At 40.8% G+C, this 26,292-nt stretch carries 24 protein-coding genes; 20 read left to right on the top strand and 4 right to left on the bottom strand.

The genetic code is table 11. From position 1 onward, the window contains the following. Window positions 1–5: 5 nt before the first annotated feature. The 19 genes from LKD41_RS07160 to atpC all read left to right on the top strand — a co-directional run bounded on the left by LKD41_RS07160 (window position 6) and on the right by atpC (window position 22,641). Window positions 6–1,658, top strand: a complete 1,653-nt coding sequence (locus tag LKD41_RS07160) for a galactose/methyl galactoside ABC transporter permease MglC (protein ID WP_022243527.1) — start codon at window positions 6–8, stop codon at window positions 1,656–1,658. A 167-nt stretch (window positions 1,659–1,825) separates the two neighbouring features. Next, window positions 1,826–3,424, top strand: coding sequence for a response regulator (locus LKD41_RS07155; RefSeq protein WP_117841665.1), 1,599 nt, complete (start codon window positions 1,826–1,828; stop codon window positions 3,422–3,424). Between the two features lie 71 nt (window positions 3,425–3,495). Further along, window positions 3,496–5,319: a cache domain-containing sensor histidine kinase gene (locus LKD41_RS07150; protein WP_227700805.1), complete on the top strand. Its 1,824-nt coding sequence runs from the start codon at window positions 3,496–3,498 to the stop codon at window positions 5,317–5,319. Further along, window positions 5,306–6,271, top strand: coding sequence for a sugar ABC transporter substrate-binding protein (locus LKD41_RS07145; protein WP_227700804.1), 966 nt, complete (start codon window positions 5,306–5,308; stop codon window positions 6,269–6,271). The genes LKD41_RS07150 and LKD41_RS07145 overlap by 14 nt, the downstream gene beginning before the upstream one ends. Window positions 6,272–6,287: 16 nt before the next feature. Then, window positions 6,288–7,310 (top strand): galactose ABC transporter substrate-binding protein, encoded by a 1,023-nt coding sequence (locus LKD41_RS07140; protein WP_304621909.1) that lies wholly within the window; start codon window positions 6,288–6,290, stop codon window positions 7,308–7,310. An 18-nt stretch (window positions 7,311–7,328) separates the two neighbouring features. Continuing rightward, window positions 7,329–7,904, top strand: coding sequence for a DUF6553 family protein (locus tag LKD41_RS07135; protein ID WP_022243522.1), 576 nt, complete (start codon window positions 7,329–7,331; stop codon window positions 7,902–7,904). Between the two features lie 189 nt (window positions 7,905–8,093). Next, window positions 8,094–8,636: an ECF transporter S component gene (locus LKD41_RS07130; RefSeq protein ID WP_227700802.1), complete on the top strand. Its 543-nt coding sequence runs from the start codon at window positions 8,094–8,096 to the stop codon at window positions 8,634–8,636. 128 nt (window positions 8,637–8,764) lie between these two features. Next, complete coding sequence (locus tag LKD41_RS07125) at window positions 8,765–10,666, top strand: NPXTG-anchored protein (RefSeq protein WP_227700801.1); 1,902 nt, start codon at window positions 8,765–8,767, stop codon at window positions 10,664–10,666. A 202-nt stretch (window positions 10,667–10,868) separates the two neighbouring features. Then, window positions 10,869–12,989: a SulP family inorganic anion transporter gene (locus LKD41_RS07120; RefSeq protein ID WP_227700800.1), complete on the top strand. Its 2,121-nt coding sequence runs from the start codon at window positions 10,869–10,871 to the stop codon at window positions 12,987–12,989. Window positions 12,990–13,073: 84 nt separating this feature from the next. Further along, window positions 13,074–15,740, top strand: coding sequence for a hybrid sensor histidine kinase/response regulator (locus LKD41_RS07115; RefSeq protein WP_227700799.1), 2,667 nt, complete (start codon window positions 13,074–13,076; stop codon window positions 15,738–15,740). 23 nt (window positions 15,741–15,763) lie between these two features. Then, complete coding sequence (locus LKD41_RS07110; protein WP_022243517.1) at window positions 15,764–16,084, top strand: rhodanese-like domain-containing protein; 321 nt, start codon at window positions 15,764–15,766, stop codon at window positions 16,082–16,084. A gap of 309 nt (window positions 16,085–16,393) precedes the next feature. After that, complete coding sequence (locus tag LKD41_RS07105) at window positions 16,394–17,080, top strand: F0F1 ATP synthase subunit A (RefSeq protein WP_227700878.1); 687 nt, start codon at window positions 16,394–16,396, stop codon at window positions 17,078–17,080. Between the two features lie 55 nt (window positions 17,081–17,135). Continuing rightward, window positions 17,136–17,366: an ATP synthase F0 subunit C gene (gene atpE / locus LKD41_RS07100; protein WP_012743658.1), complete on the top strand. Its 231-nt coding sequence runs from the start codon at window positions 17,136–17,138 to the stop codon at window positions 17,364–17,366. Window positions 17,367–17,399: 33 nt separating this feature from the next. Continuing rightward, complete coding sequence (gene atpF / locus LKD41_RS07095; RefSeq protein WP_117841553.1) at window positions 17,400–17,852, top strand: F0F1 ATP synthase subunit B; 453 nt, start codon at window positions 17,400–17,402, stop codon at window positions 17,850–17,852. Then, entirely contained in the window at window positions 17,830–18,348 is a 519-nt protein-coding gene (gene atpH, locus LKD41_RS07090) for an ATP synthase F1 subunit delta (protein WP_118087878.1), read from the top strand. The genes atpF and atpH overlap by 23 nt, the downstream gene beginning before the upstream one ends. Then, complete coding sequence (gene atpA, locus LKD41_RS07085) at window positions 18,345–19,865, top strand: F0F1 ATP synthase subunit alpha (protein ID WP_431978793.1); 1,521 nt, start codon at window positions 18,345–18,347, stop codon at window positions 19,863–19,865. The genes atpH and atpA overlap by 4 nt, the downstream gene beginning before the upstream one ends. Window positions 19,866–19,883: 18 nt before the next feature. After that, window positions 19,884–20,777 (top strand): ATP synthase F1 subunit gamma, encoded by an 894-nt coding sequence (gene atpG / locus LKD41_RS07080; protein WP_022243512.1) that lies wholly within the window; start codon window positions 19,884–19,886, stop codon window positions 20,775–20,777. A 15-nt stretch (window positions 20,778–20,792) separates the two neighbouring features. Further along, window positions 20,793–22,193 carry a F0F1 ATP synthase subunit beta gene (gene atpD, locus LKD41_RS07075; protein WP_227700798.1) on the top strand — a complete coding sequence of 467 codons (1,401 nt, stop codon included), beginning with the start codon at window positions 20,793–20,795 and terminating at the stop codon, window positions 22,191–22,193. A gap of 31 nt (window positions 22,194–22,224) precedes the next feature. After that, complete coding sequence (atpC, locus tag LKD41_RS07070; protein WP_227700797.1) at window positions 22,225–22,641, top strand: ATP synthase F1 subunit epsilon; 417 nt, start codon at window positions 22,225–22,227, stop codon at window positions 22,639–22,641. A gap of 262 nt (window positions 22,642–22,903) precedes the next feature. Here the strand turns inward: atpC and LKD41_RS07065 are convergent, their stop codons facing one another. Next, entirely contained in the window at window positions 22,904–23,242 is a 339-nt protein-coding gene (locus tag LKD41_RS07065) for a helix-turn-helix domain-containing protein (protein ID WP_227700796.1), read from the bottom strand. Between the two features lie 157 nt (window positions 23,243–23,399). On the opposite strand from LKD41_RS07065, the gene LKD41_RS07060 reads away from it, so the two are divergent. Continuing rightward, window positions 23,400–23,843 (top strand): hypothetical protein, encoded by a 444-nt coding sequence (locus LKD41_RS07060; protein WP_227700795.1) that lies wholly within the window; start codon window positions 23,400–23,402, stop codon window positions 23,841–23,843. A 142-nt stretch (window positions 23,844–23,985) separates the two neighbouring features. Here LKD41_RS07060 and LKD41_RS07055 read toward each other — a convergent pair whose 3' ends face one another. The 3 genes from LKD41_RS07055 to LKD41_RS07045 all read right to left on the bottom strand — a co-directional run bounded on the left by LKD41_RS07055 (window position 23,986) and on the right by LKD41_RS07045 (window position 26,200). Beyond that, complete coding sequence (locus tag LKD41_RS07055) at window positions 23,986–24,210, bottom strand: hypothetical protein (RefSeq protein WP_227700794.1); 225 nt, start codon at window positions 24,208–24,210, stop codon at window positions 23,986–23,988. Between the two features lie 179 nt (window positions 24,211–24,389). Next, complete coding sequence (locus LKD41_RS07050) at window positions 24,390–25,319, bottom strand: hypothetical protein (RefSeq protein ID WP_227700793.1); 930 nt, start codon at window positions 25,317–25,319, stop codon at window positions 24,390–24,392. A 281-nt stretch (window positions 25,320–25,600) separates the two neighbouring features. Next, window positions 25,601–26,200, bottom strand: a complete 600-nt coding sequence (locus tag LKD41_RS07045) for an HD domain-containing protein (RefSeq protein WP_227700792.1) — start codon at window positions 26,198–26,200, stop codon at window positions 25,601–25,603. Window positions 26,201–26,292 lie beyond the last annotated feature (92 nt).

Below are 26,292 nucleotides of genomic sequence, written 5' to 3'. Positions count from 1 at the left end.
TGGATATGGCAGACAGTAGTATTATTCTTTCATCCGCTGCAGAGGCAGAGCTTTTGAAGCCGATTGATGAATATGTAGGAAAAATACAGGCACAGATTGATGAACTTCGTAAGGATGGTTCAGATAAGGTGCGCAGCTTAAAAAATCACATTGCAATCGTAAAGGAAAATAAGAATTTAACAAAAGAAGAAAAGAGCAGAATGATTGCAAAGGACAAGGAAGCCTTAGAAAAGGCAAAAGCGGTGGAGTCTTCGAATAAAGACAAAGTATCAAAGCTTATCGCAGATGCAGAAGGTTATCTTGCAAAACATTATAAAAATGATTACTATCAGAAAGTTGCTGATAGCTGCAAAGCTGAGAAAGAAGCTGAAAATGCAGAATACAAAAATATATGTGCTTCCATCAAAGCAGAGCATGAGCAGAATATGAGCAGACTCAGCGATGCAGATGAGAAAAAAGACGAGAAGTATGTTTATAAGAATAAATTATTTGATGCCCAGATGGCACATGAGTCCAGACTTCAGGAGATTAAGGACAGAAGGCATGATGCATATGCACATAAGTATCATCTGATTGACTTACTCCGTATGTCAAGATATACATTTGCACAGAAGAGAGCACAGAAATTTGAAAATTACAAATATACCTTTAATACCACACAGTTCCTTTATAAAAATGGATTGTATATTGTCATTATTTTAATCTTCATTGCTTTATGTATTATTACACCGGTTGTAAAGAATACACAGTTACTGACAACGACAAACATCTTAAATATTCTGCAGCAGGCTTCACCAAGAATGTTCTTGGCATTAGGTGTTGCAGGACTGATTCTTTTAACAGGTACTGACCTTTCTGTTGGACGTATGGTTGGTATGGGTATGGTAACAGCAACCATCATCATGCATAATGGAATTAATACAGGTGGTGTATTTGGCCATATCTTTGACTTTACCGGTATCCCGGTTGCTGCAAGAGCAATTCTTGCATTGGCAGTCTGTATTGTACTTACAACAGCATTTTCTATGCTGGCAGGCTTCTTTATGGCGAAGTTCAAGATGCATCCGTTTATTTCAACCATGGCAAACATGCTGATTATTTTCGGACTTGTAACATATGCAACAAAAGGTGTTTCCTTCGGAGCTATTGATTCTGCAATCCCGGCTATGTTTATTCCGCAGATTGGAAAATTCCCGACAATTATCCTTTGGGCTGTTGTTGCAATTATCGTAGTATGGTTCATCTGGAATAAAACAACATTTGGTAAGAATCTGTATGCGGTTGGTGGAAATCCTGAAGCAGCAGCAGTTTCCGGTATATCTGTATTTAAAGTAACATTAGGAGCATTTATTCTGGCAGGTATCCTGTATGGATTTGGTTCCTGGCTGGAATGTAACAGAATGGTTGGTTCCGGTAGTGCAGCATATGGACAAGGATGGGATATGGATGCTATTGCAGCCTGCGTAGTTGGTGGTGTATCCTTTACCGGTGGTATTGGTAAGATTTCCGGAGTTGTAACTGGTGTACTTATCTTTACATCCCTTACATATTCCCTTACTATTCTGGGTATTGATACAAATCTTCAGTTTATTTTCGAAGGAATCATCATTTTGGCAGCAGTAACACTTGACTGTCTGAAATATGTACAGAAAAAATAAGTAATTCGTAATCAGAATCATTCACATATAATCACCATAGGCCGCCCGCTCATCGTCAGAGATGAATGGACGGCCTAAACAATATCAGGTATTCAGAAAAAGACATTTGTCTGATATAATAAGAGCAGGAGAAGAAAGAGCTGAACATGCTGAAAGAGGAACGTCATATGGAAAAGTATAAAGTGATTTTAGTTGATGATGAAATAGAAGCAATCCAGGCAATGGAACATAAGATGGACTGGGATGGACTGGGCTTTGAGGTGTCAGGCAGTGCAACCAATGGAGTGAAAGCCCTGGAACTGGTAGAAAATATACAGCCGGATGTTGTGATAACCGATATAAAAATGCCTTATATGAATGGCCTGGAACTGGCGCAGAAGTTAAATAATGATTATCCAAATATACATATTATTATTTTTACAGGATTTGATGAATTTGAATATGCCAAAGAGGCAGTACATCTGGAAATTGAAGAATATATGTTAAAGCCGGTAAATGCAGTTGAATTATCTGACTGCATGGAAAGACTGAAAGAGACTTTAAACCGGGAAAGAGAAGAAAAATTAAATGTTAAAAAACTGCAAAATTATTTCCAGGATGCACTTCCGGTGCTAAGGACGAATTTTTTTGTTTCGTTAATTGAAGGCAGGGTAAATGAGACAGAATATGAGAAATTTTTATCTGCTTATCAGATTCCACTGGAGGGACCCTATTATTGCAGCGTGGTATTTCATACTTCAGAGCACCATGTGCCGGAAGGAATGAATCCATTGTTGTTATCCATGTCTGTCGAGCATGAAATAAAGGAAAGGATTGCATCAGAACTCAACTGTCAGGAATTTATGTATCTTGGGAATACAGTTTTGATAGTATCGCTTGATTCAGAAGATAAGGCAACAGAACTGACAGATTTTTGCGATAGATTCTGCAGATGGGCGAACCGTGTGATTGGTGCAGTTGTAACGGCTGGTGTTGGAAGATATTGCGATAGTCTTTTGAATATCAGTAATTCTTATGAAGGTGCAAGAAAAGCAGTATCCTACCGGGTTCTTTATGGAACTGCAAGGGCTATAAATATTGCGGAAGTAGTTCCACGGGAGCAGACGGTAGCCGTACAGTCAGAAGATACAAAAATGCATGAGTTGTTTAAAACGATTTATCTTGGAAATGTAAAAGACATTGAGTCAGCAGTAGAGAGGGAAGTGGAAAAACTTCATAAAAGTGCTGCCACAGTAAATCAGTATCATTTATCAGTTATGGAGATGGTAGGTGCTTTTTACCGGTTCTGCGCCAATAATTTTATGGACTTTAATGATTTCTTTGAAGAAAAAGAAAATCTCTATGAAAAGGTGCCGGAACTGGATAAAGCAACTCTGATGAAGTGGATGAAAAAAGCAGCAGTGGCAATTAGTGAAAAGTTGAAAAGTGCAAGAAATAATACTTCAAGGCGGCTGATTACAGATGCAAAGAATGTTGTGGCAGAGCGTTATATGGAACCTGATTTTTCCCTGGATACGGTATGCTCAGTGCTTGGTGTATCCAATTCGTATTTTTCAACGATATTTAAAAAAGAAACCGGGAAATCCTTTATTACATATCTGACGGATTACCGGATGGATGTCGCAGTCAGGCTTATTGTAGAAACCAATGATAAAAGTTATGAAATTGGAGAAAAAGTAGGGTATCTGGACGCAAATTACTTCAGTTATGTGTTTAAAAAGAAATTTGGAGTATCTCCGTCAAAATACAGAAAATCACCAGAATAGGAATATGGATAGGTATGAATCAGAAAAAAAACAGAAAGAAAAAGCACGAAAAAAGGAATATAATTCAAAATATGATGCAGAATATTTCAGCCTGGATGGATATACAGTCACTGCTTATGACAGTTCTTTCTGCCCTGACCATTGTTACAACAATAGTTATGGGATTACTGATTTATAGCCGTTTTAAAATGTCAGTAAAAGAAACCGCAATTTCCAATGCAGAAAGCCGGATAGAGAGTACAGTGGATCAGGTAAATAATGAACTGCGGAATATGAGACAGATTTGTAATGCTGTTAATTATAATATCGTGCAGGAATATGATATTTCTGATCAGGAATTCAGCAGGCAGTTCAGTCTGTTGTATGAAGTAAATAATGATAAGCTGCAGAGTATGGCCCTTTATGACAGTGATGGGAAAATTATTGCAGCAGAACCAGTGGCTACCAGAGAAAAGAATCAGAAAGTAACAGAGCAGGACTGGTATAAAAGTGCTACAGATGAGATAGAAAATATACATATATCAACACCCCATATTCAGGATTTGTTTGGGAATGAGACATATCAATATAACTGGGTGGTGTCTTTAAGCAGCCTGGTGGATATGAATCATGGTGACACTCCGGACAGTGGAGTATTGCTGGTTGATATGAAGTACTCCATGATAGAAGAGGTTTTAGATAACCTGAATGAAGCAGCGGGAGAGACGTATTATTATTTATGTACAGATGATGGAGAAATTCTTTATCACCCAAGAAAAGCAGAAATAGACAGGGGATTTTTTACAGAAGATAGCAGTACAGCTGCTGGTTATGCAGATGGTACATATGAGATTTCTGTGAATGGGAAAAAAAGTAATATAGTAGTGAACAGTCTATCTTATACCGGATGGAAACTGGTAGGAGTTGTACCGGAGGGTGTGCAGACGGCAAGCATTAATAAGTTCCGGTATTATATAATTGCCACGGCAATTATTCTTCTGATGATGCTTTTTGTTGTGAATAAAATTATGGCAAAAAAGATTTCAAAACCGATTTTGAAATTGGATGAATCCGTAAAGTCTTATGAAACAGGAGAAAAGACTGAAATATATATAGGGGGGGCTTCGGAGATAAGGCATCTGGCATATTCTGTCCAGAATTCATATAAGCAGATAGAACAATTGATGGAAGAAATTATCCGGCAGCAGAATAAGCGGAGAAAAAGTGAAATGGATGCACTGCAAAGCCAGATTAATCCACATTTTCTTTATAATACACTGGAATCCATCACCTGGATGGTAGAGGCAAATAAGAATGAAGAAGCTGTTTTTATGATTTCGGAACTGGCAAAACTGCTTCGCATCAGTCTTTCAAAAGGAAAAACAGTGATAAGGATTTCGGAAGAATTACAACATAGCAAAAGTTATATGAACATACAGCAGATTCGTTATAAAGACCGTTTTCAGGTGGAATTTCTGATTGATAAAAACGTAGAGGAATGCTGTACTGTAAAACTGGTAGTACAGCCATTGCTTGAAAATGCGATTTATTATGGAGTAGGAAATATGGATGAAGATGAGGGCGGCAAAATTATTGTCCGCGGTGAGCAGAAAGGGAATGATATTTTCCTGTCAGTAGAGGACAATGGAATGGGCATGAGCCAGGAAGTGGTTGATAATCTTCTGACAAATAGTGAAAAAGTTCCAAAGCATGGTTCGGGAGTTGGGCTTATCAATGTGCATACCAGAATACAACTGATGTTTGGCAAAGAATATGGATTAAAAATTTACAGTGAGCCGGATGAAGGAACAAAGGTTGTAATACATATCCCGGCAATTCCTTATTCAGAGGAAAAACGTGGAGAACTTGAAAATCAGAACAGAAAAAGAGAGAGGGTAGAAGATGAAAAAAAATAAGATTACCTTTATCCTCACAGAACTGATGCTTATTGTACTGGCTGCATTTTTTATAATCAGGATTTTTTCAGATAATGAGTCTATGAAAAGAGTTGCGGTTATTGTGGAAGATTCCGGAGATAAGAGATGGGATGCATTGCTGAATGGGTTAAAACAGTCTGCGGAAAATAATAATCTGCATCTGATCATTTGTAATACAGATTTAATTGAAAGCATAGAGGATGAAGAAGAACTGATTAATGAACAACTGCAGAATAATGTAGATGCATTTGTAATCTGTCCGGCTCCGGGAAAAGAAACAAAGACTATGCTAAACTGGCTGCAGGGAGAGAGACCGTTTATACTGATTAATGAGGATACCTACGCAGAAGAGCCATCTGGTTATGCATCGGTAAAACCGGATAATTATAAGATTGGTCAGATGCTTGCGGAGCGGTTAATACAGGATGATGAAGAACAACTGGAGAATAAAAAAATCGGTGTCATTCTTGGAAAGGCAGAGACAGAGGAAAGTGTGGACAGAATTGCAGGGTTAAAAGATGGACTGGAGGGAAGTGGTTGTGAAATTTTCTGGGAGTACAATTATGCCAGGGGAAACCAGAACACCAGTGAGATTATTGCATCTAAGAAACAGGTGGATTATCTGGTAATTCTGGACAATTGGGCATTAGAAGAAGTGGGTGAGGCTGCAGAAGAAAATAAGTATCACGGTGCAAAGATTTATGGAGTTGGAAGCAGTGAAAAAGCAATTGTGTTATTAGATAATCAGAATATAGAATGTCTTGTCGTACCGGATGATTATGAGACGGGGTATAAGAGTATGAATGAGATTGCAAAAAAGCTAAGACATTCCTTTTACAAAATGAACAGTTGTGAAACAGAAGTCAGAATAATCAATAAAGAAGATTTGTATTCAAAAGATCTGGAAAGGTTTTTGTATTCATATGAGTAGAACAAGAAGAAGGACAATGGCGGTTACGGTAACACTGATAATACTGATAATACTGATACTGGTGCTGCCCGGATGCAATCAGAAGACAAAGCGGATAGAAAATACACTGAGGGTGAGTGTAGTTACCTATACGCATGATGACCCGTTTATCAACGCCACGGTGGATGAACTGAAGGAAGAGTTAAAGAAGCGGGAAACAGAAGAACGGAAGATTATAACATCTGTCAGAAGTGCAGATAATGATCAGAAAGCCCAGAATGAAATTGTCGAAGAAATGATAGATGCCGGGTGTGATATTTTATGTGTAAATCTGGTTGACCGAACGGATCCGACAACCGTTATCAGACTGGCAAGACAGCATGATATTCCTGTCATTTTCTTTAATAGAGAACCGGTTCCGGAGGATTTGTCGCAGTGGAATCAACTATACTATGTGGGATGTGAGGCAAAACAGTCCGGCGAGATGCAGGGAGAAATTGCAGCAGATTATATAAAGAATCATCCTGAGGTTGACAGGAATCAGGATGGGAGAATTCAGTATATTTTACTGGAGGGAGAGGCTGGACATCAGGATGCCATCAGTCGTACAGACAGTTCGGTAAAGACACTGATAGAACAGGGAATCAATCTGGAAAAACTGAGCTACCTGTTTGCAGACTGGAACAGGGGACAGGCGGAAAATAGAATGAATCAGATTATTAGTCAGTATGGGACCGAAGTGGAGATGGTTATTTCCAACAATGATGAAATGGCATTAGGGGCAATTGAAGCTTATAAAGATGCCGGTTATAATCGGCAGGAGTGGCCGATTATATTTGGCATTGACGGATTGGAAGATGCATTAGAGGCAATACAGAATGGAACCATGCAGGGAACCGTATATAATGACAAGGAAGACCAGGCTGAAGAAATGGCAAGGCTTGCAGTGGACATTTACGATGGAAAAAATCAGGAAGTACAAAGCCTGCAGGAAGAAAAATATTATGTATCCCAGTATCGTAAAGTTGACATCAGTAATGTTGAAGATTTTATAAAATAGTGACGAAGAGGAAATATTATGCAGGAAGATTCAAAGTGGCTGAATGATTTTTATCAGGAAGTTAATGCTGGAAAAAGAATGGAACTATGGCAGAAGCATGGGTGCACGGAACAGACAGAAGGAGACACTTTCCGGGAGCAGCTTTTATATGCACGATATGGAAAGAAGAAAAAGAAAGAGGATACCTTTATTGGTTATCTGATGCAGATGAAATATCTTTCGGAAAGTACCGGAGTAGATTTTTCGGGACAGCGGAAGAAACAGGCAGTTGAAATCATAAATGGGTTATATCTTCTGGATGTAGAGAATCGAAGCCGGGTGGAACAGGAGATACTTCAGGCAGAATTAAAGAATACGTTTCTTACATTTATGGATGTGAGTAAAAAGGGGAGAGGGTTCACCTCTTTAGTATTTGGAATGGGACAGCTGTCGGAGGAAGGAATTGCTAAAAAAATTGCAGAGCAGATAAGTGCAATTGCATTTACAATGCCACATAAATTTCAGATGGACAGGGAATTTGCAGTTTTGCAGAAAGCTGCGTTGGAAGCATTCCGGCAGCAATACCCTGAGCGGGAGCATTTTCTGATGAAATAGCTGCGGACTTCTATCGGACAATAGCTGCAAAGAGTGTAAAGAGCACGTTGGAACAATTATAAAAATGGTTTACAGAATCGCAGATGAGAAATCATCCGGTTGCATTCTAGCTTTCATTGGAGTATGATTGCGTTGGTATGGAACAGGTCAGTTCCTACGAATATAGATGCACAGGAGGAGAAAGACATCATGAAAATGAAAACCAGACAAATTACAGTTAGTGCAATTATGCTTGCAATCTGTATTGCAAGTCAGTTCTTTAAAAATTTAAGTGTATACATAACAGGACCAGTTATCAATGCAGCATTAATCTTAACTGTATTGTATGCGGGACTGGCATGCGGAATTATTTTAAGTATTATTACACCGGTTACTGCATTCTTTATTACCGGAAGCCCGGTAATGGCAGCCATTCCGGCAATGTTTCCATGCATTATGGCAGGAAATGCCATTCTGGTGCTTTGTGTAGCGTTGTTTAAGGGTAAGCTTGGTAGTAAAGCAGGATTCCCGGTTTCTATTGTAATCGGTTCTATCTTAAAAGGATTATTTATGGGAGTTGTAATTTCTCTTATTATCTTACCGAACATGCTACCGGAGAAAATGGCACCAATGTTAAAGGTATTGCAGCTTCAGTTCTCATTTACCCAGGTGGTTACCGCACTGATTGGTGGAGTGTATGCATTTATTATTGCGGCAGCATTAAGAAAGACTTCATTAGGCAAGCAGGATTAGTAGCTTGAAATGCTGCAAAAAAGCTGGGTGAGATAAATTTCTCATATTTTGAAACGGATGTAGACTGCACAGAATCTATCGTTTTCCTTATAGTGTTTTTATAATACGAAGAAAGGAAGGATAGATTTATGAAAATGAAACGTGCTTTAAAATGTATTGGTGCAGTGGCACTGGCAGCATCCCTGATGATGGTTCCGTCCATGATTCCGGTGCAGGCATCAAATGGACCATGCATGGAAGGAGAGTTTGCATTTGCCAATATTCAATTGAATGATACGGTTGTATTTTCCACCAATGAGAAAAATACAGTGGACGGAGCGTCTTATGACCAGACAAGCAATACGCTGACCTTAACCAATTATGACCATCCGGATGTTGCACTTTATACCAACATGATGGGAGACGATTTTAAATTGAATCTGGTAGGCAGTAATAAGCTGCAGAATCTTGGAATCTGGCATGGTGGCTGGGGAGGCTCCCTGACAATCTGCGGTTCCGGAAGCCTTACCGTCAATGAAAACAGAAAGAACCCGGATGGTATTGAATTATTTGCAGAAGGTGGCAAGTCGCTGCTGACGGTTTCCGGGGACAGTACAGTAACGGTATATCGTGGAACTGACGGATGTCCGTTTGGTTCATCCTGGAATTATACGTCATCACCGATTGTGGCAAAGGGACAGGTTAATGACATGAAGATTCAGGCAGAGCATCCTTTTGAAATGATTCAGGTATATGGTGGTTATTTTGGAACTGATATCAGTCCGGTCCAGAGTGATGTGTATACAAAAACCGGAGAAGAAGGCCGGTTTGTTATAACAGAAGTAACCGATATGTCCGGAAATAAGACCTACCGGATTGAAAAATTGCAGGAATGCACTACGCTGGGTGCAGAGGTAGCAATAACTGTAGAAGATAAGCTTACGGATATTTCGGCATATACAGCAAATGGAGAGATAGCAGCTTATTATTCCACTACGATGGCAAGTGGAGGAAGTGATGCCTGTCTGGTAAAGAAACAGGATACGGGAGACACCTTTATTTATAGAAGAACCTATTATGAGGCTGGTAATTCTTACCGGATTCTTTGTCCGATTCTTATGAGTTATACGGATTATAATACACAGGAAACCAGATATCTTATGGACGCAGCACATCCGGTTATGAAAGAGCTTGTAGAAAACATGGCGCTTGCGGAAGATACCTTACCGGCTGGTTATGAATTTGAAGGAAAAGAAGTAGAGAATGTTTACAATGTATATTCCGGGGCGGATGTGATTTCCTTTACACCGAAGCAGGTTGTAGTGAATGGCGTAGTGGATGTAACAGATGGAGATACCGCTATTTCCGACAATGGATTCCGGCAGATATTGGCAGAGAATCAGACAAAGGACATTGTTATCAAATCCAATGATGAGCTTTCCTTTACCTTTGGAAAAGGAACCATGTCAGCCGTTGATCATGTTTCCAGCTATGATTTTGGAGTAAAGATTGTAAAAGATTACAGTGAGCTGGGCACACTTCCAAGTGCAGTAAATAAGAATATTTTCATTGAACAGATTAAATATAATTATTCCGGTCAGCTTCCGGCAGAAGCACAGATTCGTATTTTTGTGGAAACCCGGTATGCCGGAAAGACATTATATTACAGCCGGTTATTTGACAATGGAACAATTTTAAATATTGATGCGGGAGTAGTAGATTCAGAAGGATATCTGACCGTAAAACAGAATCATTGCTCTACTTATCTTATTACCACAGAAAAGCTGGCAGATACGGCTGCCACAGGAAATGGTGGTACAACATCCGGAAATGGCGGTACAACTTCCGGAAGTGACAGTACAGCTTCCGGTGGTGCGGCTGGAACAGCAGCAAATGCATCAACAACAGCAAATAGCCAGCCAACCGTAAAGGCATCCGGTAAACCAAAGACAGGTGATAATTCTGCAATTGCAGTTTGTATGACATTGATTGCAGCAGGTTGTGGAGGAATGTTTGTTTTCAGAAGAAAGAAAGCAACTGAAAATGAATAATCAGAAATAAAAAAGAATAATCAGAATGGAATAAACAGAACAGAATAATTAGAACAGAAAGGACAGGCATTGTATCAGAGCCTGTCCTTTTATAATGCCGGGAATTTATAGCTCACCCGCAGAAAGCCGGCTGTCAAAAGAATTGTACAATCATCTTATTTGCCGTATAATAAAAAATAATATAGTAGAAAGAAGCGATAATATGCGCATACAACTTGCAGCTACCATTCGTAAATATGATAAGAAAAATCTTCCAAAGGATATTCTGGCCGGTATTATTATTATGGCAGTTTCCATTCCGATAGCTATGGGCTATGCACAGATTGCAGGACTTCCGGCAGTCTATGGTCTGTATGGTTCCATTTTCCCAATTCTGATATTTGCACTGTGTTCGACTTCACCACAGTTTATTTTTGGCGTAGATGCGGCACCGGCAGCCTTAATCGGTTCGGCACTGGTGGGACTTGGTATTGAGAGTGGAAGCAGTGAAGCAATTGCAGCAGTGCCGGTACTTACTTTCTTTGTGGCAGTCTGGTTATTGGCGTTTTATTTTATGAAAGCAGGAAAACTGGTGAACTATATTTCGGCACCGGTTATGGGTGGATTTATTACCGGAATCTGCACCACGATTATTCTGATGCAGGTACCAAAGTTAATGGGCGGTACCGCCGGCGTTGGAGAACTCATTGAGCTGGTGGAGCATATCGGGCAGACGAAGGTGAATCTGCCATCACTGATTTTAGGCGGTATTTCCCTTCTGATACTTCTTGTATCAAAGAAAGTAATGCCGAAATTTCCAATGGCAGTGCTTTTAATGGCAGCAGGAGCAGTAATGACAAAATTTTTTCCGGTGAGGGAATGGGGAATCCAGACGCTGTCTGCAGTAGAACCGGGACTTCCACAGTTTGTGATTCCGGATATCCGCATGCTTCCGATGAAAGAGGTAGTAACTATCAGCCTTTCGGTGGCAGTGGTCATTATGGCAGAAACGCTTCTGGCAGAAAATAATTTCGCACAGAAGAATGGATATCGAATGAATGATAATCAGGAAATTTTTGCATTCTCCATGGGAAATTTCCTGGCAGCATTTACAGGCTGCTGTCCTATTAATGGCTCTGTTTCAAGAACTGCAATGGGAGAACAGTATCAGAGTAAGACACAGCTGACCGGAATCATAGCCGGTTTATCCATGCTGGTATTGCTGCTTTGCGGAACCGGATTTATCGGCTATCTTCCGATTCCGATGCTGACGGCAATTGTAATTTCTGCATTACTTGGGGCAACGGAATTTGAGCTTGCTGCAAGATTGTTGAAGGTCAGCCGTACAGAATTCTTCATTTTCTTAGGAGCATTCTTTGGCGTGCTGATGCTTGGAACCATCAATGGCGTTTTGATTGGCATTATACTTTCCTTTACTGAGATGATTATCCGTACTGCCAAGCCATCAAGATGTTTTCTTGGAATCCAGCCGGGACATCGCCATTTCCGGGATTTAAAAGAAAGTCATCAGATACATGCGATAGAAGGCGTTCTGATATACCGGTTCAGCAGTAATCTCTTTTTTGCTAATGTGCAGATGTTAAAGCGGGACATTGAAGACAATATAAAAGAGGATACGAAGGCAGTCATTTTAGATGCCAGTGCTATCGGCTCCATGGACATTACAGCGGCGGATCAGTTGGAAATGCTGTATCAGGGTCTTAAGAAACGTGGTATCTGTTTTTATATTACAGAACATATTGCAGATTTGAATGAACAGATGCGAAAGCTTGGTCTGGGACACATCTTAGAAGAGGGCAGCGCAAGAAGAACAATACATATTGCTTTAAAGGATATGGGTTATGAACGTCCTTATCCGCTGGAGGGCGGTGTAGACAATAGACAGCGTAGTGCCTCAAGAAAGCGGGCGGATAACCGGGTGCAGGAATTTGTCTGGGCATTTGGTTCGGAAACTGAAGATGCTATAGAGCGGCAGATTGTGGCACAGATAGAACAGCTGAAAAAGACAGGAGATGTGGAAAAGCTGTTACATGGAAGCTGGTCCCATATGGAAGAACTGGACGAAGATGAGTGGCTGGAGCATTTAGAGGAACATTTGAAAGAGATTGTTAATATTTCCGGTAAAGATGAAAGAACGCTGGCTATGCGGTTAGAGGAACATCGACGGGAAGTACATGAGCGTATTGCAAAGGAACATCCGGAACTGGCAGAGCGCTTTAAAGAACGCCGGCATGCGTTAGACGAACATCTGAAGGAACGGAGACCGGAGGTTTATGCGCTGGTAGAGGACTTAAGGGAAAAACGGACTTCAGGAAAGATTTAATTAGGCAGAGACATCTTGTTTTTTCGACAAAATTTGCAGGAACCAGTCTGATAAGCTGAAACAGATTGGAAGGTATTATGCGGGATGAAAAAGGAAAAGCAGGAAAAAAAGGTTTTTACGGTATTAATTGTATGTATTGTGGTTATGGCTTTGATATTTGGATGGATGTCAAAAGACCTTGGGGGTTCAAACCAATACATTGATAAGAACAGCAAACAGAGTTTATCTGAACTGATGGAACAGATGGAGCGTGCTTACCGGAACCGTCTGGAGATTACTTATGAACAGATAGATTCTATTGAAAAATATATGTTCGGCGATGGGGAAAGGGAAGCAGAACTGAAAGATTACCAGAACTATTTTGACTCTATGGAAAGTAATATGGTGCGGGATATTGTCTTTGTCAATGATGAAGGTGAATATCTGTGCATGCGTGGACTGAATGGCAGAATACAGATGCAGGATGGATTGTCGGAATTATTTGGTGAGAATAAAGGAATTGCCCAGTACTGTACCTGGAAGGATGGAGAGGAAATCTTTATAATTGCAAAATCAGTAGATTCCTTTTTGGTCAATGGGGAAGAATATGAAGCAATTGCATTTCTCTTCCGACCACAGATTATTAACGATCTTTTTGTAACGTCTGCTTATAACGGACAGGCTAATATCTATGTCATGGATGAAAACGGAGAAGTGGCATACGCAAGCATTAATAATGAGCCGGGTGAAGTAACCATAAATTATAATCTGTTTGATAGTTACCATGAACAAAAGATTATGAATAAGAAAGATTATGAAAAAGTGAAGTCGGACTATGCAGAACGCAGCTCCGGGTGTATAACTCTGGAACGTAAAAATGAGTCCGACTATTTTTCGTATCGTGCATTAAAAGGAACACAGTATATGATAGCCTGTGAAGTGGACAGTACGATTGTGCAGAATGTACTGGCAGATTATCAGATTATGATGCTGCATATCTGGCTGACAGTGACCTGCATTATCATTGCAATGTTAGCAGCACTGGGTATCAGTATTCTATGGATTTATAATGAAAAGAATAAGGTAGCTTACGCGAGACGAAATGCAATGCAGCAGGCAGAAGCAGCAGAGAAGCTGGAAGAAGTCAATACTGCATTGGAAGAGACGGTGCAGTTTGCAAATACGGCAAAAGCAGAGGCAGAGCGTGCCAATGAAGCGAAAAGTGTATTTTTATCCAATATGAGCCATGATATGCGGACTCCTTTAAATGCGGTTATGGGACTGGCTACACTGATTTCAAGAGATGCTGAAAATTCGGATTGTGTCCGGGAATATGCAAGAAAACTGACTTATTCAGGGGAACATCTGCTTGGACTCATTAATGATGTCCTTGATATGTCGAAGATTGAGGCCGGTAAAACGGTCCTTAATATTACGAACACGAATATTGCTGAACTGGTGGAAGAACTGGATATGATCATCCGTTCACAGACCAGAGAGAAGAGGCAGGAATTCATGATTCATGTACATCGGATAGAAACAGAAGAAGTGGAAGCAGATAAATTACGTCTGAAGCAGATACTGCTGAACATTTTATCCAATGCAGTAAAATATACCCCAAAGGGCGGTAAGATAGTATTTGATATTACAGAAGTACCAAAGAAAAAGGGAAGCTTTGCACAGTATCAGTTCCGGATCAGTGATAATGGACAGGGGATGGGTGAAGAGTATCTTAAGAATCTTTTTGATCCATTCAGCCGGGAAGTGCAAAGCACTGTTAATCCGGTTTCCGGAACGGGTCTTGGAATGCCAATTGCCAAGAGCCTGGTGGAGTTAATGGGTGGAAGCATTCATGTGAAGAGTAAGCTTGGAAAAGGAACTATTTTTGAGGTGATTTTGAATTTCCGGAAAATAAAGTACCAGGAGAAGGTTAACTGGTGGAAACTGCAGAAGATAAGCCAGGTACTGGTGGTTGATGATGAGAGTGAATCAGGAAGATATATTATGGATACGCTGCATCCGTTTGGGATTGATGTGCAGACAGCAGATTCCGGCGAAATGGCGGTTCATATGGCAGAACAGATGGTAGAAACTGGAAAAACAAAGAGTTGGGATGTTGTAATTATAGACTGGAAGATGCCGGGAATGGATGGTGTTACTACAGCAGAAAAATTGCATCGGATTCTGGGAGAGAAAACAGTATTACTGCTTTTTGCCTATGATTGTAAGGAGATAGAAGAAGCAGCGGGTTATGCTGGAATTCAAAGTATTTTAAGCAAGCCGTTTTTTGTGACAAATTTTAAACGGTGCATCGAACAGGCAAGAAAAGAGCAGCAATTGCAGGGAAAAGGACAAGCAACAGAAAAAGAAAAAATGACATTAAAAGGAATGCGTTTTCTGATAGCAGATGATAATGATTTAAATGCAGAAATATTGGAAGAACTGTTAAAAATGGAAGGTGCAGACTGTGACCGGGCAGTAAATGGCAAGGAAGCAGTAGAAATGTTTGCAAGAGCGGAGGAAGGACGATATAATATTATTTTAATGGACATTAAGATGCCTGTTATGAATGGCTATGATGCAACGAAAGAGATCCGGAGACTTAAGAAGAAGGAAGCAGCGAAAATACCGATTTTTGCCATGACTGCCAATGCCTTTGCGGAAGATATCCGGACCTGTATGGAAGCAGGGATGGATGCACACATTGCCAAACCAGTGGATCTGGATTTATTGGAAGAAAACATCCGGATTTATATGCAGGCAAAAGCATAACAAAAGAAGAAGGGAACAGAAGAATGGGTATTTTTAAGAAACGTCTGACTGTAAATGAAGCAATCAATGCAGCGCATACTTCGGAAAATGCAATTATAATTGACTGCCGGGCAAAGGAAGATTACCAGAAAGGACATGTGGCAGGAACAAAGAATATTCCGCTGGACAAGATAACGGAAGACCGTATTTTGCGGAGATTCCCGGATAAGGAAAAATCTTTTTATATTATAGGAAGTTACAGCTACCGGTCCGAAAAGGCGGTAAAAGCATTTAAGAAATTAGGCTATAAGAATGCCATTTTCGGCGGTTATATGGAGGAACACCACGGAATTCTGGTGAAGTAAGCTTAATGATTAAAATTGTATAAAGTCTATAAAGAATAAGAAAAATGCAGAAAATGTTTGTGAAAAAACAGGAAATTTCTGCATTTTTTTAATACCAAAATATACAAATTGACGCAAGTGTACAAATTGCATAAAAAAACAACCAAAAAACTGGCAAAAATTGCAGAAGAATATGGAATATTTACACGAAAAAACAGCAAATGGTCAGACCTATTTTTGCAGAAAGAAAACGGTTGCGTTTGCATTTTTTTCTTGTTAGAATTTTAACGATTTAAAAATGCCTTAGAGCAGCAGAAGGAAGTGAGACAGATGGATGCTCTGGTAAATAGCCTGATGGAAGAATTGAACTGTGAAACGGTATTTACAATTCCGATTTTCGGAGGCGTTCCCATTTATGAATCCGTAGTAGTAACCTGGATTATCATGGCAGTAGTTATTGTGCTGTGCATACTCCTGACCAGGAACTTAAGTGTGGAACATCCGGGACGCAGACAGATTATTCTGGAAACGGCTGTAAACGGGTTGAATAACTTCTTCCGGGATACCATAGGCGAAAATGGAAAGCAGTATATTCCTTATCTTATGACGGTGGCAATCTATATTGGAATTGCCAACTTAATCGGTCTGCTGGGATTTAAACCACCGACCAAGGATATGAATGTTACTGCAGCATTGTCCCTGATGAGTATCATATTGATTGAGATGGCGGGTATCCGCAGGAAAGGAACGAAGGGCTGGCTTAAGAGTTTTGCAGAGCCGATGCCGGTAGTACTTCCAATCAATATTCTGGAGGTCTTTATCAAACCATTGTCGCTGTGTATGCGACTTTTTGGAAATGTATTAGGTTCATTTGTCATTATGGAATTGCTGAAAATGGTAGTACCGGCAATTCTGCCAGCAGTATTTAGCTGTTATTTTGACATTTTTGACGGATTGATTCAGGCATATGTATTCGTATTTCTGACCGCATTGTTCGTCAAAGAAGCAACCGAATAGGGAAGAAAAAACAAAAAGAGAAACAAAAAAGTAGAAAAGAAAAGGAGTGCATATTATGTCATCAACATTATTAGTAGCAATCGGAGCAGGTATCGCAGTATTAACAGGTATTGGAGCAGGACTTGGAATTGGAAAAGCAACATCATCCGCAGTAGATGCAATTGCAAGACAGCCGGAAGCAGAGAGCAAAATCAGCAAATCACTTCTTCTTGGATGTGCATTGGCAGAGGCAACTGCTATTTACGGATTCGTTATCGCATTGTTAATCATCCTCTTCTTAAAATAATAAAGAAAGATTATAGAAAGGCAGGTACGGGAAATGCTTAGCATTAATTTTTGGAATATTTTATGGACCGTTGTAAATCTGCTGGTATTATATGTAGTCTTTCGTAAATTTCTTTATCAGAGAGTCATGAATGTGATTGAGGCAAGAGAAGAAATGGTAAAGAAGCAGTTCGACGATGCAAAGAAAAGCGAAGAAGATGCCAGAAAATTAAAGGCAGATTATGAAGAACGCTTATCGGATGCAAGAACGGAGGCAGACCAGATTATTATTGATGCCAGAGCAAGAGCAGAAGAAGAGCATGCACGCTCGGTAGAGAAGACCCGGGAAGAGACTGAGCATATGTTAGAAAAAGCCAAGGAAGATATTGCAAACGAGCAGGAAAAGGCACAGCAGGCAGCTCAGGCTGAGATTGCCAAACTGGCAGTTATCGCTGCACGGAAAATTATGAAAACAGGTGATGCTCATGACACAGGAAGCAGTAAATAACGCAAAGGTATTGTATCGGCTGGGTGCCACAAGACAGGAGGCAGATGAACTCCGGGAGCTTTATGAGCTTACACCGGAACTGCTTAAGGTTCTCACAAGTCCGGTGATTTCCATACATAAGAAGGATGCCGTGATAGAGAAAATTTATCAGGATGCCGGATTATCCAAGGTGCTTGTGAACTATACCAAGATGATGTGCAGACTGGGTTATATCGGAGAAATAGAGGATATCCTGGATGCATTTTATCTCTATTGGGACAGACAGAATCATATCCTGCGTGCAGAACTGACCTGTGCAGGCACACCACAGCCGGAAGAAGAAGCAGAGGCAAGAAAGATTCTTGCAGAGAAATATCCCGACTGTGAGATTGTTCTGACAGAAAAGGAAGATGAGAATCTCTTAGGCGGATACATCATTAAGGTTCATCATAAAGAATATGACAGAAGCTATGAAGGCCGCTTACGTCAGTTGGAAAGAAAATTAACAGGGAGGTGAAGGCTGTGGGCGCAATTAGTGCTGCAGACATAATCTCGATTATCCAGAGCGAGATAGAAGAATTTGACTGGGATGAATCCAGTCGTGAGACCGGTTCCGTAATCTGGGTTGGTGATGGAATTGCAACCATTTACGGAATTGACCATGCAATGTATGGTGAAATTGTTGTATTTGATAACGGTGTCAAAGGAATGGTACAGGATATCAGACAGAATGAAATCGGTGTTATTTTATTCGGCCGTGATACCGGAATCAAAGAAGGAACCAAAGTGGTTCGTACCAGGAAAAAAGCCGGAATCCCGGTAGGGGAAGGCTTTGTTGGAAGAATTATCAATGCATTAGGTGAGCCGATTGATGGAAAGGGCGAGATTAAGGAAGATGATTATCGTCCAATCGAAGAGGAAGCACCGGGCATTGTAGAACGTAAATCAGTAAATACACCAATGGAAACAGGAATCTTGTCCATTGACTCCATGTTCCCAATTGGTAGAGGACAGCGAGAGTTAATTATCGGAGACCGTCAGACCGGAAAGACCTCCATTGCAACAGATACCATCATTAACCAGAAAGGCAAAGGAGTAATCTGTATCTATGTTGCCATTGGACAGAAGGCGTCCAGTGTAGCAAAAATCGTATCTACACTGACCAAGCATGATGCAATGGATTATTCCATTGTGGTTTCCTCAACTGCAAGTGATCCTGCATCCATGCAGTACATCGCACCATATGCAGGAACTGCAATGGCAGAGTACTTTATGCATCAGGGAAAAGATGTGTTAATCGTATATGATGATTTATCCAAACATGCGGTAGCATATCGTGCAATCTCTCTGCTGTTAGAGCGTTCTCCGGGACGTGAAGCTTATCCTGGTGACGTATTCTACTTACATTCCAGATTGTTAGAGCGTTCCAGCCGTTTAAGTGATGAATTGGGCGGAGGCTCCATTACCGCACTGCCAATCATTGAGACACAGGCAGGAGACGTATCCGCATATATTCCGACCAACGTCATTTCCATTACAGACGGACAGATTTTCTTAGAGAGTAACCTTTTCTTCTCAGGTATGCGTCCGGCAGTCAACGTTGGTTTGTCCGTATCCCGTGTCGGTGGTGCTGCACAGACCAAGGCAATGAAGAAGGCATCCGGAAGTATCCGTATCGACCTGGCACAGTATCGTGAGATGGAAGTATTTACCCAGTTTGCATCGGACCTTGATGATATGACCAAGGCACAGTTACAGCATGGAAAAGCATTGATGGAGCTTTTAAAACAGCCACTCTGCCATCCGCTTTCCCTGCATGAGCAGGTAGAGACACTGTGTATGGCAAACCATGGTGTATTTGATAAAGTAGAAACAAAGAATGTAAAACAGTATCAGAATGAGATTCTTGAATATATGGATTTGAAGCATCCGGAAATCGGCAGGGAAATCGAAGAAACCAAAGTGCTTTCCGATGAACTGACCGATAAGATTGTTGCGGCTGCAAAAGAATTCGAAGACAGTAGAAATCAATAGGAATGAGCAGGTGTTGTTATGGCAAATGCAAAGGAAATTCAGGATCGGATGAAGAGTATCAATGATACATTGAAGATTACCAATGCAATGTATATGATTTCTTCTTCGAAGCTGAAGAAATCAAAGAAAATGCTTTCTGACACGGAACCTTATTTCTTTACCCTGCAGTCGGAAATGAGCAGAATCTTAAGACATCTTCCGGATATTGAGGACATTTATTTTAAGACCAACGAAGAGAAAAAGCCGGAAGAACGGATGGTAGGCTATATTGTTATTACGGCAGATAAGGGTCTGGCAGGCTCCTATAACCATAATGTATTAAAGCTTGCAGAGGAGCATTTGAAAGCACATAAAAATAACAAACTGTTTGTATTAGGTGAGTTAGGCCGTCACTATTTTGAACAGCGTGGAATTGAGATTGATAAGCAGTTCCACTATACCGTACAGAATCCGACACTGAACCGTGCAAGAAATATTGCAGAGGAACTTCTGGAACTGTACCGGAAAGAAGAGTTAGACGAAGTCTATATCATCTATACCAGCATGGTCAATGCGATTCAGGAGGAGACACAGATCAGACAGCTGCTCCCACTGAAGAAAGCAAGTTTTAACGTGAAACTGCCTGCAGATATTCCGATGGAGGAACTGGCATTGAAACCATCTCCGGAGGCGGTGATGGATCGAATTGTACCGGATTATGTAGTTGGTTTCATCTATGGAGCGTTAGTTGAGTCTTATTCCTGCGAGCAGAACGCAAGAATGATGGCAATGGAGGCAGCAACCAAAAGTGCCAAAGACATGCTCCATGAGCTGGATATCTTATATAATCGTGCAAGACAGGCAGCAATTACCCAGGAAATAACCGAGGTCATTGCAGGAGCGAAAGCTCAGAAACGGAAAAAGAGGCAGTGATAAGGAGGCTTTTTCATGAAGACAGGAAAAATCATACAGGTGTTAGGCCCGGTAGTGGATGTCTCATTTGAAGACGAAGAATTGCCGGCAATCAAAGACGCCCTTGAAGTGAAAAACGGCGATAAGAAGTGCATCATGGAAGTGGCACAGCATATCGGAAATCATACGGTACGTTGTATTATGTTAGCTTCCAGTGAGGGACTTTGCCGTGATATGGAAGTAACCGCTACAGGAAGCGGAATTAAAACTCCGGTCGGTGAGCAGACACTGGGAAGACTGTTCAACGTATTAGGAGAAGCAATCGATGGTGGCGAACCATTGAAGGATGCACCGGAATGGGTCATTCATCGTGAACCACCGGCATTTGAAGACCAGAATCCGGCAGAAGAAATCTTAGAGACCGGTATTAAAGTTATCGACCTTTTGGCACCATATGCAAAAGGTGGTAAGATTGGATTGTTCGGTGGAGCCGGAGTAGGTAAAACCGTATTGATTCAGGAGTTAATCAGTAATATTGCAACAGAGCATGGTGGATATTCTATTTTCACCGGTGTTGGAGAACGTTCCCGTGAGGGTAATGACCTCTGGACAGAAATGAAGGAATCCGGTGTATTAGAGAAGACGGCCTTAGTGTTCGGTCAGATGAACGAGCCGCCTGGAGCACGTATGCGTGTGGCTGAGACCGGACTTACCATGGCAGAATATTTCCGTGATGAGAAACACCAGAATGTGCTTCTTTTCATCGACAATATTTTCCGTTTCACCCAGGCAGGTTCTGAGGTATCTGCATTGTTAGGACGTATGCCTTCCGCAGTAGGATATCAGCCGACACTGGCAACTGAAATGGGTGAATTGCAGGAGCGTATTGCATCTACAAAGAACGGTTCTGTTACATCCGTTCAGGCAGTCTATGTACCGGCAGACGATTTAACTGACCCGGCACCGGCTACTACTTTCGCACATCTGGATGCGACCACCGTACTTTCCAGAAAGATTGTAGAGCAGGGTATTTATCCGGCAGTAGACCCGCTGGAATCTACATCCCGTATCTTAGAGGCAGACATTGTTGGAGAAGAACATTATCAGGTTGCCCGGAAAGTACAGGAGATTCTGCAGAAATACAAAGAGTTACAGGATATCATCGCAATTCTTGGTATGGAAGAGCTGGCAGACGAGGATAAGTTACTGGTATATCGAGCAAGAAAGATTCAGAAGTTCTTATCACAGCCGTTCCATGTAGCTGAGAACTTTACCGGTGTAAAGGGTGTTTACGTTCCATTAGCTGAAACCATTCGTGGATTCAAGGCAATCATTGATGGTGATATGGATCAGTATCCGGAAAATGCATTCTTCAACGTAGGAACAGTAGAAGATGTCATTCGTAAAGCAGAAGAGATGGAACACCAGAATGCATAGAAGCTATCATCTTTAGAATAGAGGTACAGGTATGGCAGGAAATACATTTTATTTAAAAATAATTGCAGCAAACCGGGTATTCTATGCCGGCAGATGCCGTTCTCTGATTGTTCCGGAATATGACGGACAGAAAGAGATTTTAGCACACCATGAAGATATGGTCATTGCCATTGATGAGGGTGAAATGCGTTTTCAGCCGGAAGGTACTGCAAATTGGGAATATGCAGTAGTTGGCATGGGTTTTGTGGAAATCGTCAACAACCGTGTGACGCTTCTGGTAGAAACTGCAGAGCATCCGGAAGAGATTGACGTTGCCCGTGCCAGAGAAGCAAAAGAACGTGCCGAGGAGCAGATGCGGCAGAAGCAGAGCATCCAGGAATACTATCATTCCAGAGCATCCTTATCCCGTGCCCTGACTCGGCTGAAGGCAACCAGCAAGTACCAGTAAGCAACAGGAAAGTTGTGGTATGCTGTGATAGTGTTATAAATGAAGATATAATATAGATAGAACCGGAAATAGAATTAGAACTAGAAATAAGATTATAGCAGGAAACCCGCAGATTATCTGTTTGAAAACAGGTGGTCTGCGGGTTTCTTGAGCTGCCGGTGGCAGGTTCTATATAGGTTTGACGAGTGCCAGTAGTGTTGCCGGATGTCTGTAGTGTTGCTGGATGTCTGTAGGTTTGCCGGCGTCTGTAAATTTGCCGGTATTATAAGGATTTATAGGCATCCGCATTAAGCAGCAACTGGTATAGTGCCTCCTGTTCTTTGTAGGTTTTCTTACAGAGAAAATGATAGCATTCTAATGGAATATCAGTGGCGGCATCAGAGGATTTTCCAATCTGTTCCACTAATTTTGAAATAGGAACATTTAAAGCTCCTGCAATCTTTTCGATACTTTCTAAAGTGGCATTTTTTTCGCCACGTTCCAACTGACCAATGTAGGTAGGATGACAACCTGATAATTCTGCAAGCTTTTCCTGGCTTAAATGAAGAGAAAGTCTGTAATTTCGAATTCTTTGTCCAACTGATTTTGCAATTTCGCTCATAGTAATCATCCATCCTTTTTAATCTATACTATAAGCAATAAGTGACGTATTCCACAGACTATTGACACAATACAATAGAAAACATATACTATAAGTATTAAAACAAAAGTGAAATATATTTATAGTATCTCACAAAAGAATAAGGGAGGAATTTAGAATGGAATATCCAAAGAGAAAATGTATAAAATCAGTCATCATAACAGGCTTGGTCTTGGCAGTAAGTTTTGCTTTAGGCGGATGTGGAGAAAAGAGCGCGGCGGATGCCGAAACGGAAACTGCAGCTATAGCTGCAACTGAAACAGAATACACGATGCCAACGGAAAAAGAAGCAGCAGTAGCAGAAACAGAAGTGGCAACAGAGACAGAGGAGCCGGTGCTGTTTCGGATTCGGATTTCTTATGGGGATGGCGATGGAATAAATTTAGCTGCTCTGCCAAGTGCAAAAGAATGTGGAAAATTACTATGGGTGGATAATGGAACAGAATTTGACGTTTATGGGGTGCGAGTAAATGAGGATGAAAATAAGACTTTCTATGTTGTGAAATTAGAAGATGGAACTAAAATGTATGCATGGGATAAGGTAGTACAAGTGATAGAATAAAAGAAATAAATATTGCTGATTTAGATATAAATACCGCCAGATAACAGATGTATAGTTATCTGGCGATTTCAGTTATCAAGTATCCGTAAGAAACTGCCAGTGGCAGGTTCTATAGGTATCAAATATTTATGTAATATAAAGGTTATTTCATGAGTGCAGTAACATCCTCCAAAGGAAGATTACAAAGTTCTGCTATTTCCGTTGCATCAAATTTTCCGGTATTCAATAGACGAAGGGCAGTATCGGTAGAAGCCTGTTTCTGTCCCTGCTTAATGCCTTGTTTTAATCCCTGCTCAACACCGGCGTCAAATTCGGTTTTTCTCAGTTTTTTCTCTTCTTCAACTTTATCGTATTCAAAAATACTCATAGCAATTACCTCCGCCTGATTCTTCCTAAGAAAATCTGCCAGAATATTTTCCTGAATGCATTCGGTGACAGCCTTTTTGTACGGCATCATCCCAAGGCATCTGTTCGGTAAAAGAACGAACCTTTGCGACATAAATGGAATATCTGGCAATAGGATGTTAGTGAAAAATTGAAACAAAGTTATTTCATGAGTGCAGTAACATCCTCCAAAGGAAGATTACAAAGTTCAGCTATTTCTTTCGTATCAAATTTTCCTGTTTTTAAAAGGCGAAGGGCAGTATCGGTAGAAGCCTGTTTCTGCCCAAGGGTAACACCCTGTTCAACGCCTTGTTTTAATCCCTGTTCAACACCGGCGTCAAATTCGGCTTTTCTCAGTTTTTTCTCTTCTTCAACTTTATCGTATTCAAAAATACTCATAGCAATTACCTCCGCCTGATTCTTCCTAAGAAAATCTGCCAGAATATTTTCCTGAATGCATTCGGTGACAGCCTTTTGCACGGCATCATCCAAAGGCATCTGTTCTGTAAAGGAACGAACCTTTGCAACATAAATGGAATATTCCTTTAATATCTGGCAATGGGACATTAACTCGGTGTTGTGTCCTGCGTTTACATTGAATGTAGTAACAATAAGTTCTAACGATGGATTGTCAGTTACATGATAAAAAGCATCTGACAAACGGCTGGTATAGCAGTCATCTATCGGTGTGCTTCCATTATAAAATACAATAAAATGGGGATTTGGAATTTTTTGTAGTGCAGAAGAATACAGGGATTTCTTATCCACAAGCTTCTGGTATTCCGCTGCGATGTAGAATAAATCCCGAAGCGGAATATTTGGATTCATTGTGGACTGATGCTCGTATAGATAAAGATTCATGTCCAGAATAAAAGCCAGATCGTTCTTCATTCCCATGTAAATGGCATTTTCCAGGGTTACAATTTCGAGGGCACCGGAATCCGTGTAATGACTGTTATTAATTGCATTGTAAAGGGATAATAGTGCTTCCTTATCCGAAAACAGCATCCGGAAAACAGTGTCCTTAAATTTGCGGTTCGCCACCGGTGTGCGTTTCGTTGTTTCATTTGCTTCATGTGCTTTTCCTGTCATAAGCAAGTCCTCCTTGTGTGTGGCAGGAGGATAAGCAGCAATAGAAAATAAATATCATATCCAGTGGCAAAAGATTACCTGCTATCGAATAATGGTAGTTATTTCCATACTGTATCGCTCCTGCTTTTTAGTTAAATAGTGAATCAAAAGCATAGATAGATACAGAAATGCTGGGTTCTATGCAGAACCGGATTTGAACTATAGAAAGTGCCATATAGATTGTATAATATATGCTTTTTCACATTTTAACATAGGAAGAGGGCAGGAGCAAGATAGAAAAATTATTCCGCGTCCATTTCCGCCTTAATTTCATCTTCGGTTGCCGCCATTGCCTGTAAAGTCATGGTAAGCAGTTTCTCTAAATCCCAGCCAAGCTGAGCGGCACCGCGCTCGATGACCTCGCGGGAACATCCGGCAGCAAAGCCTTTGCTTTTATATTTCTTCTTTAGGGATTTTAATTCCATATCTTTCGTGCTTTTGGACGGACGCATCAGTGCGGCTGCCCAGATAAGACCGGTTAATTCGTCTGCAGCAAATAAGACCTTTTCCATTTCGTGAAGCGGTTCCACATCAATGGTTGTGCCACATTCTACGGTAATGCCGTAGCCGTGGGAACAGACCGCATGAATAATGTCATCCGAAACGCCGCCATCCTTTAACAATTCCGGAGCCTTAAGACAATGCTCGGCAGGATATAATTCGAAGTCGATATCGTGAAGCAGTCCCACGATACCCCAGTATTCAGCATCCTCGCCATAGCCTAATTCATTGGCATACCATTTCATAACAGCTTCAACCGTAAGCGCATGCTGAATATGAAAAGGGTCTTTGTTATATTTTTTCAGTAATGCCAAAGCATCATTTCTTGCAATGTGTTCCATTTTTTCGACCTTCTTTCTTTTGTCAGTTCAGTAAAAATATACACCGGATAAAATAAATGTGCAAATCAAATTTGTGTGGAAAAAGGGCATTT

It is taken from the genome of Roseburia sp. CLA-AA-H209 (genome assembly GCF_020687575.1).
Lineage (GTDB): Bacteria > Bacillota > Clostridia > Lachnospirales > Lachnospiraceae > Roseburia_C > Roseburia_C amylophila.
Note: the sequence above shows the minus strand (reverse complement) of the source record. Positions and strands in the feature narration are given on the sequence as shown.

What these genes read in the sequence shown, in the direction of transcription:
- atpG (WP_022243512.1), top strand. Translation starts at nt 19,884, where the DNA reads ATGGCAAATGCAAAGGAAATTCAGGATCGGATGAAGAGTATCAATGAT.
- LKD41_RS07160 (WP_022243527.1), top strand. Translation starts at nt 6, where the DNA reads ATGGCAGACAGTAGTATTATTCTTTCATCCGCTGCAGAGGCAGAGCTT.
- atpE (WP_012743658.1), top strand. Translation starts at nt 17,136, where the DNA reads ATGTCATCAACATTATTAGTAGCAATCGGAGCAGGTATCGCAGTATTA.
- LKD41_RS07105 (WP_227700878.1), top strand. Translation starts at nt 16,394, where the DNA reads ATGGATGCTCTGGTAAATAGCCTGATGGAAGAATTGAACTGTGAAACG.
- atpC (WP_227700797.1), top strand. Translation starts at nt 22,225, where the DNA reads ATGGCAGGAAATACATTTTATTTAAAAATAATTGCAGCAAACCGGGTA.
- LKD41_RS07150 (WP_227700805.1), top strand. Translation starts at nt 3,496, where the DNA reads ATGATGCAGAATATTTCAGCCTGGATGGATATACAGTCACTGCTTATG.
- LKD41_RS07145 (WP_227700804.1), top strand. Translation starts at nt 5,306, where the DNA reads ATGAAAAAAAATAAGATTACCTTTATCCTCACAGAACTGATGCTTATT.
- LKD41_RS07110 (WP_022243517.1), top strand. Translation starts at nt 15,764, where the DNA reads ATGGGTATTTTTAAGAAACGTCTGACTGTAAATGAAGCAATCAATGCA.
- LKD41_RS07135 (WP_022243522.1), top strand. Translation starts at nt 7,329, where the DNA reads ATGCAGGAAGATTCAAAGTGGCTGAATGATTTTTATCAGGAAGTTAAT.
- LKD41_RS07060 (WP_227700795.1), top strand. Translation starts at nt 23,400, where the DNA reads ATGGAATATCCAAAGAGAAAATGTATAAAATCAGTCATCATAACAGGC.
- LKD41_RS07130 (WP_227700802.1), top strand. Translation starts at nt 8,094, where the DNA reads ATGAAAATGAAAACCAGACAAATTACAGTTAGTGCAATTATGCTTGCA.
- atpD (WP_227700798.1), top strand. Translation starts at nt 20,793, where the DNA reads ATGAAGACAGGAAAAATCATACAGGTGTTAGGCCCGGTAGTGGATGTC.
- LKD41_RS07120 (WP_227700800.1), top strand. Translation starts at nt 10,869, where the DNA reads ATGCGCATACAACTTGCAGCTACCATTCGTAAATATGATAAGAAAAAT.
- atpF (WP_117841553.1), top strand. Translation starts at nt 17,400, where the DNA reads ATGCTTAGCATTAATTTTTGGAATATTTTATGGACCGTTGTAAATCTG.
- LKD41_RS07140 (WP_304621909.1), top strand. Translation starts at nt 6,288, where the DNA reads ATGGCGGTTACGGTAACACTGATAATACTGATAATACTGATACTGGTG.
- LKD41_RS07050 (WP_227700793.1), bottom strand. Translation starts at nt 25,319, where the DNA reads ATGACAGGAAAAGCACATGAAGCAAATGAAACAACGAAACGCACACCG.
- atpH (WP_118087878.1), top strand. Translation starts at nt 17,830, where the DNA reads ATGACACAGGAAGCAGTAAATAACGCAAAGGTATTGTATCGGCTGGGT.
- LKD41_RS07115 (WP_227700799.1), top strand. Translation starts at nt 13,074, where the DNA reads ATGAAAAAGGAAAAGCAGGAAAAAAAGGTTTTTACGGTATTAATTGTA.
- LKD41_RS07065 (WP_227700796.1), bottom strand. Translation starts at nt 23,242, where the DNA reads ATGAGCGAAATTGCAAAATCAGTTGGACAAAGAATTCGAAATTACAGA.
- LKD41_RS07055 (WP_227700794.1), bottom strand. Translation starts at nt 24,210, where the DNA reads ATGAGTATTTTTGAATACGATAAAGTTGAAGAAGAGAAAAAACTGAGA.
- LKD41_RS07045 (WP_227700792.1), bottom strand. Translation starts at nt 26,200, where the DNA reads ATGGAACACATTGCAAGAAATGATGCTTTGGCATTACTGAAAAAATAT.
- LKD41_RS07155 (WP_117841665.1), top strand. Translation starts at nt 1,826, where the DNA reads ATGGAAAAGTATAAAGTGATTTTAGTTGATGATGAAATAGAAGCAATC.
- LKD41_RS07125 (WP_227700801.1), top strand. Translation starts at nt 8,765, where the DNA reads ATGAAAATGAAACGTGCTTTAAAATGTATTGGTGCAGTGGCACTGGCA.